This is a genomic window from Phreatobacter sp., assembly GCF_022843985.1.
In the GTDB taxonomy this organism is placed as follows: domain Bacteria; phylum Pseudomonadota; class Alphaproteobacteria; order Rhizobiales; family Phreatobacteraceae; genus Phreatobacter.
This window is the reverse complement of the sequence record NZ_JALHMP010000053.1, coordinates 1-6,615: the sequence shown is the minus strand read 5'-3', so window position 1 is coordinate 6,615 and position 6,615 is coordinate 1. Positions and strand designations below refer to the sequence as shown.

Here is a 6,615-nt window from a genome sequence, read left to right as displayed (position 1 = left end):
CATGCAGCAGCCCGGCATGGCGGCCCGCCCCGGCGCGCCGGCTCCGGCAGCAGCCCAGGGCTCGCGCTTCGGCGGCCTCGGCATGGGTCTCGCCGCCGGCTTCCTCGGCGCCGGCCTGTTCGGCCTGCTCTCCGGTCAGGGCTTCATGGGAGGCCTCGGCTCGCTGATGGGCATGCTCGGCTTCCTCTTCCAGTTCGCGCTCATCGCCGGCGTGATCTACCTCATCGTCCGCCTGGTGCGCGGCCGTCGCCAGACCAATGGTGCGCCGCAGCCGGCCATGGCCCGCTCGGGCCTCGGCGCCGCTCCCGGCAATGCGCCAATGGGCGTCCCGCAGAACCACGTCATCCCCGGCATGGCCGGCGGCTCGGTGGCGGCTGCCGCCGGACCGTCCGACACGATCGGCGTGACCGCGCAGGACTACGACGCCTTCGAGCGCCTGCTGACCAACGTCAACGAGGCTTACTCGCGCGAGGACATGAACGGCCTGCGGGCCATGGCCACCCCGGAAATGGTCGGCTACTTCGCCGATGACATGAAGGAAGCGGCCTCCAAGGGTCTCGTGAACCGCATCTCTGACGTCCGCCTGCTGCAGGGCGACCTTGCGGAAGCCTGGCGCGAGCAGGACGGCGACTATGCGACGGTCGCCATGCGGTTCTCCCGCACCGACCTGACGGTCGAGCGCGCCTCCGGCCGGGTCGTCAGCGGCAATCCGCAGGGCGACGAGGCCGTGGAACTGTGGACCTTCCGCCGCCCCCACGGTGGTGCCTGGCAGCTCTCGGCGATCCAGCAGGCCTGAGCACCCGCGCCTCTTTTCGACACCTGCAAGCCCCGGCCCGCGCGCCGGGGCTTTTGCTTGGGCGGACGGCGATCGCCGCAGCCTGTTGATATTAACCCTTTGTCCATACCTGTTGATGAAGTCTTAACGAAACCGTTGCGGTGCAACCGGTCTCGTGTTTCCATCCGAGGGCGATGAAGACTGTCACAACCGAAATCCGCCTGGCGCGGAAATCCGACGCCCCGATCGTGGCAGAGGTCCATGACGAGGCTTGGCGCGCCGCCTATCGCGGCCTGATCCCCGGTGCCGAGCTGGAAAAGCTCATCGCCAAGCGGGGTCCCGGCTGGTGGGATGCGGCGATCCGCAAGGGCAACCGGATCGCGCTGCTCGGCTTCGGCGACGAAGTGGCCGGCTATGCCAATTACGGCCGCAACCGCGCCAAGGCCCTCAGCTACGAGGGTGAGATCTACGAACTCTACCTCAGGCCGAAATTCATCGGCATCGGCCTCGGCCGCCGGCTGTTCGAATCGGCGCGCAAGGACCTCGAGGCGCACGGCCTCGACAGTCTGGTCATCTGGGCCCTCAGCGACAACGACGCCGCCATGCGGTTCTACCGCAGCCTCGGCGGCAAGCCGATCGCCAGGTCTTCCGAGACCTTCGGCGACCGCGCCCTGGACAAGACCGCCTTCGGCTGGGCTTCCTGACCACCCCTTTTTTCGCAATTGCGATTTTGCAGTGCGGCACTTGCGGCCGGGGCCTTGTTGCGGCTAACGAGGCGTCCTATCCGTCCGGAGACAGAACCGATGCGTATCGACGCCATTTCCATTGGCAAGAACCCGCCCGACGAGGTCAATGTCATCGTCGAGGTGCCGGTGGGCGGCGAGCCGATCAAATATGAGATGGACAAGGACGCCGGCACGCTGGTGGTCGATCGCTTCCTTTACACCTCGATGCGCTATCCCGGAAATTACGGCTTCATCCCGCACACCCTGTCCGAGGATGGCGACCCCTGCGACGTCCTCATCGCCAACCAGCGCGGCATCGTGCCGGGCGCGGTCGTCGCCTGCCGTCCCGTCGGCGTGCTGAAGATGGAGGACGAGGCCGGCGGTGACGAGAAGATCGTCGCGGTTCCCGTCCCCCGGCTCACCCGCCGCTACGAGAACGTCCACGACATCAAGGACCTGCCCGAGATCACGCTGAAACAGATCGAGCACTTCTTCTCCCACTACAAGGACCTGGAATCCTCCAAGTGGGTGAAGGTGGTCGGCTGGGGCGATGCCAGCGAAGCCCGACGCCTGATCATCGAGGCGATCGATCGCGCCAAGAAGGCCAAGGGCGGCTGAACAGCCCCCGGAACGACCCTCGCCGTTCAGCCCCCGGGCGGCCGCGTCGGACCGGCCGCCAGCGCTTCCGCCACCTTGGCGCGGATGTCGGCGAGGCTGAAGGGCTTGGTCACCACGTCGTGGACAAGCGCCTCCAGCCCATGGGCCCGCTCGCGCTGGTCGGCATAGCCGGTCATCAGCAGAATGACGAGAGCGGGAAATTGCGGCGCGGCCGCCAGCGCCAGGGCGATCCCGTCCATCAGCGGCATGCGGATGTCGGTCAGCAGCAGGTCGAAGCCCCCCTTCTCGCGCTCCAGGATGGCGAGCGCCTCGGCGCCGTCCTCCGCCTCGGTCACGCTGTGGCCGTCGATCATCAGGGCACGGCAGACGAAGGCGCGCACCGGCGCGTCATCCTCGGCGACGAGAATCCGGGCCACTCCGGTCAGTCCCCGATCACGCCGACAAAGGGCAATTGCCGCCAGGCATGGGCAACGTCCATGCCGTAGCCGACGACGAAGACGTCCGGGCAGGTGAAGCCGACATGGTCGGCGACCAGATGCACCGCGCGCTTGCCCGGCTTCTCCAGCAGCACGCAGATGCGAACCGAGCGCGCGCCGCGCGCCATCAGCAGGTCCTTGGCATAGGTCAGCGTGCGGCCGCTTTCGAGGATGTCGTCGACCAGCAGGATATCGCGTCCGTCGACCGGACTTTCGACATCGTGCAGCACCTTGACCTGACCGGTGGAGATCGTGCCGTCGAGATAGGACGACAGCGACATGAACTCCACCTCGGGTGCCATGCCGGCGGCATCCATCGAACGGATCAGGTCGGCGGCGAAGACGAAGCTGCCTTTCAGCACGGCGACCACCAGGAGCCGTTCGGGCTGGGTGGCGGCGATCTCCTGGACCAGGGCCTTGTTGCGCTCGGCAATGGCCTCGGCGGAGAACAGAACGCGGATATTGTCTCGGGTCATCGATCGGGCTCCGACGGCTCCCGCCATGCGAGACCCGTTTGACGAGGTGTACCCTGCCGTGCCTCCGGCGTCACCACGTATCAGATTTCGGCCGGAGGCCGCCGGATCCTAGCGGCCGGCCGCATCCAGACGGGTGAAGAACCGCACCTCGACGCTGGCGCCATCGGGCGGCGGCGAGGCAAGGCGCGAGCGGAAGGGGGCGCTGCCGCCGGGGCCGAGGCGGGCCGTCGGCGGGGTCGCGGTCCAGGTATAGATCTCCTTGCCGCCGGCATCGCGGACGGCGAGACGCAGCCGCGGCAGTTCGACGGACTGCCCGGAAATATTGACCAGCTGGCCCTCGACGACGAGGACCACCACGCCGTCGACGATCTCGTTGGCGCCCTTCACATCGCGGAATTCGACGCCGCGAAGGTTCACAGGCAGACCGATGCTCTCGTAAAGGCCGGCGGAATCGGGAACGGTGCGCACCACATGTTCGCGCCCGAACAGCAGGCTGGCGATGATCGCCGCGCCCACGAGCAGAATGAACATCGGCGGCGACACCCGGATCGACTGCCCCCGCGGACGCGGGAGCGAGGGGCGTGGACGGCGGCGGATCGGCTCCGGCGCCGATGCGCCGCGGCCGCCGCGGGACACCGGCGGCTCGTCATCGCGCTCCATCGCGCGGGCAGGCAGCGCCGGGACCTCGGCGTCAGGCTGCAGCGACGGCGATGCAGCTTCCGGCACCGCCGTCTCGGCGAAGAGGTCGGCGTTGGCCTTGCCGGCATCGCCGGTTCCGTCCTTGTCGTCGCCAGTCCCGCTGGCTTGGCCGTCGCCCTTGCTACCGGCCTCCTCGGCGAAGGCCGCGCCCCAGTCGGCATCGTCGTCGACCTGATCCCGCGGCGCGCTTCCGGCTCGGGCCGCAACCGCCCCGGCGGGCGCCAGGGCCGGTTCCTCGATCGCGCTCTCCGACGTCGCCAGCCACACCGTCCGGCACTGGGCGCAGCGAACCTGCCGGCCGGCATCGCCCAGGACGGATTTCGTGACCTTGAAGGCCGTCGCGCAGGAAGGGCAGACGATCAGCATGGGTGCGGTGCCTCGGGACGGTTGTCCCTCCCCTCCACCTTTGCGCAGCGTGGTTAATTGGCGGTTAAGTCCCCGGCCGTGGCATGATCATGATGGCCGAATCGCCGGCCGAGAGAGGAAAGACGACGCCTTGGTCCGTTTCGAGAATGTCGGTTTGCGCTACGGGCTGGGTCCCGAAGTGCTGAAGGACCTCTCCTTCGGCATCGAACCGCATTCGTTCCAGTTCCTCACCGGGCCGTCCGGCGCCGGCAAGACGAGCCTTTTGAAGCTGCTCTTCCTGTCGCTGCGCGCGACGCGCGGCATCGTCACCGTCTTCGGTCACGACACATCGCGCCTCTCCAAGGACGAACTGTCGGTCCTGCGCCGCCGCATCGGCATCGTCTTCCAGGACTTCCGGTTGCTGGACCACCTGACCACCTACGAGAACGTCGCTCTGCCGCTGCGCGTCCTCGGCAAGGACGAGGCGAGCTACCGGTCCGAGGTGGTCGATCTGCTCGAATGGGTCGGCCTCGGCGAGCGCATCGACGCCTATCCGCCCATCCTTTCCGGCGGCGAAAAGCAGCGGGCGGCCATCGCCCGTGCTGTCATCGTCCGCCCGGAGATGCTGCTGGCCGACGAGCCGACGGGCAATGTCGACCCGCCGCTGGCAAAGCGGCTGTTGCGCCTCTTTGTCGAGTTGAACCGCACCGGCACCGCCGTGCTGATCGCCACCCACGACCTGTCGCTGCTGGACCAGGTGGAGGCGCGCCAGCTTGTCATTCGCGAGGGCGGTCTGACGATCAGCGACCCGCATCACCTGGAGGCGGGCGGGTGGTGACCGGGACCCGCCGAAGCGCATCCCTGCGCCACTGGCTGGTCAGCCGGGACCGCGACGATGGGCCCCCGGTGACCGCGGCACGCCCGCGCGGCGCCTCGCTGGTGCCGCCCTCCTCCATCGCCGGCCGCGCCCTCGCCGTCATCATCGCCATCATGACCTTCCTCGGTTCTCTCACCGTCGGCAGCGTCGACCTCGTCCGGACGGCAGCCGCGGACTGGACGTCCTCCATCGTCCGCGAGGCGACGATCCAGGTGCGGCCGGTCGCCGGGCGGGACCTCAACGCCGACGTCGCGCGCGCCACCGAGATCGCCGTGCGCTTTCCCGGCGTCGCCGATGTCTCGCCCTATACCGCCGCCGAGACGCGCCGCATGCTGGAGCCCTGGCTCGGCACCGGCCTCGGCGCCGAGGATCTGCCGATCCCGCGGCTGATCGTCGTCAAGCTCGCCGACGACCGGCGCACCGACATGGAGACCTTCCGGCGGGCGCTGACGGCCGCAGTTCCTTCCGCCAGTCTCGACGACCACCGCCAGTGGTTCGACCGGCTCAGGGCCATGGCGCGGGCTGTGATCGTCGTCGGCCTTGTCATCGTCGCACTGATGATCGCCGCGACGGGCCTGTCCGTCGTCTTCGCCACCCGCGCGGCGGTGGAGACCAACCGCCCGGTGGTCGAGGTGCTGCATTTCGTCGGCGCGCGCGACGCCTTCATCGCCGGTGAGTTCCAGCGCCATTTCCTCTGGCTGGCGCTGAAGGGAAGTCTGGCCGGCGGGTTTGCCGCGCTCGGTGCCATCATGCTCTCTGGCTTCATCGCCGCGCGCTGGCGGGCGACGGCCGGCGGCGACCAGATCGAGGCCCTGTTCGGATCCTTCGCCCTCGGGGCGACCGGCTATGCCGCCATTGCCGGGCTCGTGGTGCTGGTCACCGCGGTCGCCGCCCTCACCTGCCGCTGGACGGTGGTGAGGACGCTCGGGGCGATCGACTAGGCTTGCCGGGAGCCTTGCGCGACCCGAATGGGTCGGTAACCGCCCGCAAGCCTGCGATCCAGAGACACCGTCAATCCAGCAGGCGCTGGTAATTGATGCGGAAGAGCCGCTGGTCCGGCCGGGTGCGCGGATCGAGATTGTGCAGCGCCACCGAGGTCTCGTAGCCCTGGGCATCGTAGACGGTCCACTGGCGCAGCGTCATGTCGGCAGCGTTGAACAGGACCATCAGCCGGTTGGTGCCGCCGAGTGCCTGGCGTTCCTCCAGCATGACGATGACATATTCCGGATCGCGCGTGACCGAGGTGACATTGGCGTCGCGCAGGATATCGACCCGGTCCGAAAGCAGGAAGCGCAGCGGCGTCTGCGACAGGGGATAGATGTCCTGGGTGTTGAGCCGGCGGTCGCGCACAGCCACCGACTGGCCGTCGGCGATAACCTCGACCGGGCTTGGCGGATTGTACTGGAAACGGATCTTGCCGGGCTTGTCGAGATAGAGCCGGCCGGTGGTGCGGCGGCCGTCGGGACCGACCTGGACGAAGTCGCCCTGCAGGTAGCGGATGCTGTTGAAATAGGCGTTGACCTGCTGGGCGATGTCGCGGGAATCGGCGTCCACCCCGCGGGCGGCGCGCGGCGCCGGCCGGCGCACCGGCGGTGACAGGGCAGCGCTGCCAGCCGGGGCCGCG

At 68.6% G+C, this 6,615-nt stretch carries 9 protein-coding genes; 5 read left to right on the top strand and 4 right to left on the bottom strand.

Annotation, left to right across the window (positions count from 1 at the left end; genetic code table 11):
- The 3 genes from Q0C57_RS21085 to ppa all read left to right on the top strand — a co-directional run.
- A partial coding sequence (locus Q0C57_RS21085; protein ID WP_296579934.1) for a TIM44-like domain-containing protein occupies positions 1–796 on the top strand: 796 nt, incomplete at its 5' end.
- 173 nt (positions 797–969) lie between these two features.
- Positions 970–1,479, top strand: coding sequence for a GNAT family N-acetyltransferase (locus Q0C57_RS21080; RefSeq protein ID WP_296579932.1), 510 nt, complete (start codon positions 970–972; stop codon positions 1,477–1,479).
- 99 nt (positions 1,480–1,578) lie between these two features.
- Positions 1,579–2,118 (top strand): inorganic diphosphatase, encoded by a 540-nt coding sequence (gene ppa / locus Q0C57_RS21075; RefSeq protein WP_296579930.1) that lies wholly within the window; start codon positions 1,579–1,581, stop codon positions 2,116–2,118.
- A gap of 26 nt (positions 2,119–2,144) precedes the next feature.
- Here the strand turns inward: ppa and Q0C57_RS21070 are convergent, their stop codons facing one another.
- The 3 genes from Q0C57_RS21070 to Q0C57_RS21060 form a co-directional block, all read right to left on the bottom strand.
- A complete protein-coding gene (locus tag Q0C57_RS21070) occupies positions 2,145–2,534 on the bottom strand; it encodes a response regulator (protein WP_296579928.1) in 390 nt (129 codons plus the stop codon).
- A gap of 5 nt (positions 2,535–2,539) precedes the next feature.
- Positions 2,540–3,070 (bottom strand): hypoxanthine phosphoribosyltransferase, encoded by a 531-nt coding sequence (gene hpt, locus Q0C57_RS21065; RefSeq protein WP_296579926.1) that lies wholly within the window; start codon positions 3,068–3,070, stop codon positions 2,540–2,542.
- Between the two features lie 108 nt (positions 3,071–3,178).
- On the bottom strand, positions 3,179–4,135 hold the full coding sequence (locus Q0C57_RS21060; protein WP_296579923.1) for an MJ0042-type zinc finger domain-containing protein: 957 nt from the start codon (positions 4,133–4,135) through the stop codon (positions 3,179–3,181).
- A 130-nt stretch (positions 4,136–4,265) separates the two neighbouring features.
- Between Q0C57_RS21060 and ftsE the strand changes: the two genes are divergently transcribed.
- Positions 4,266–4,952: a cell division ATP-binding protein FtsE gene (gene ftsE / locus Q0C57_RS21055; RefSeq protein ID WP_296579920.1), complete on the top strand. Its 687-nt coding sequence runs from the start codon at positions 4,266–4,268 to the stop codon at positions 4,950–4,952.
- A gap of 68 nt (positions 4,953–5,020) precedes the next feature.
- Positions 5,021–5,932, top strand: a complete 912-nt coding sequence (locus Q0C57_RS21050; protein ID WP_296579891.1) for an ABC transporter permease — start codon at positions 5,021–5,023, stop codon at positions 5,930–5,932.
- Between the two features lie 70 nt (positions 5,933–6,002).
- On the opposite strand, the gene Q0C57_RS21045 is transcribed toward Q0C57_RS21050, so the two are convergent.
- On the bottom strand, positions 6,003–6,615 hold a 613-nt coding region (locus Q0C57_RS21045), incomplete at its 5' end, for an outer-membrane lipoprotein carrier protein LolA (protein ID WP_296579889.1).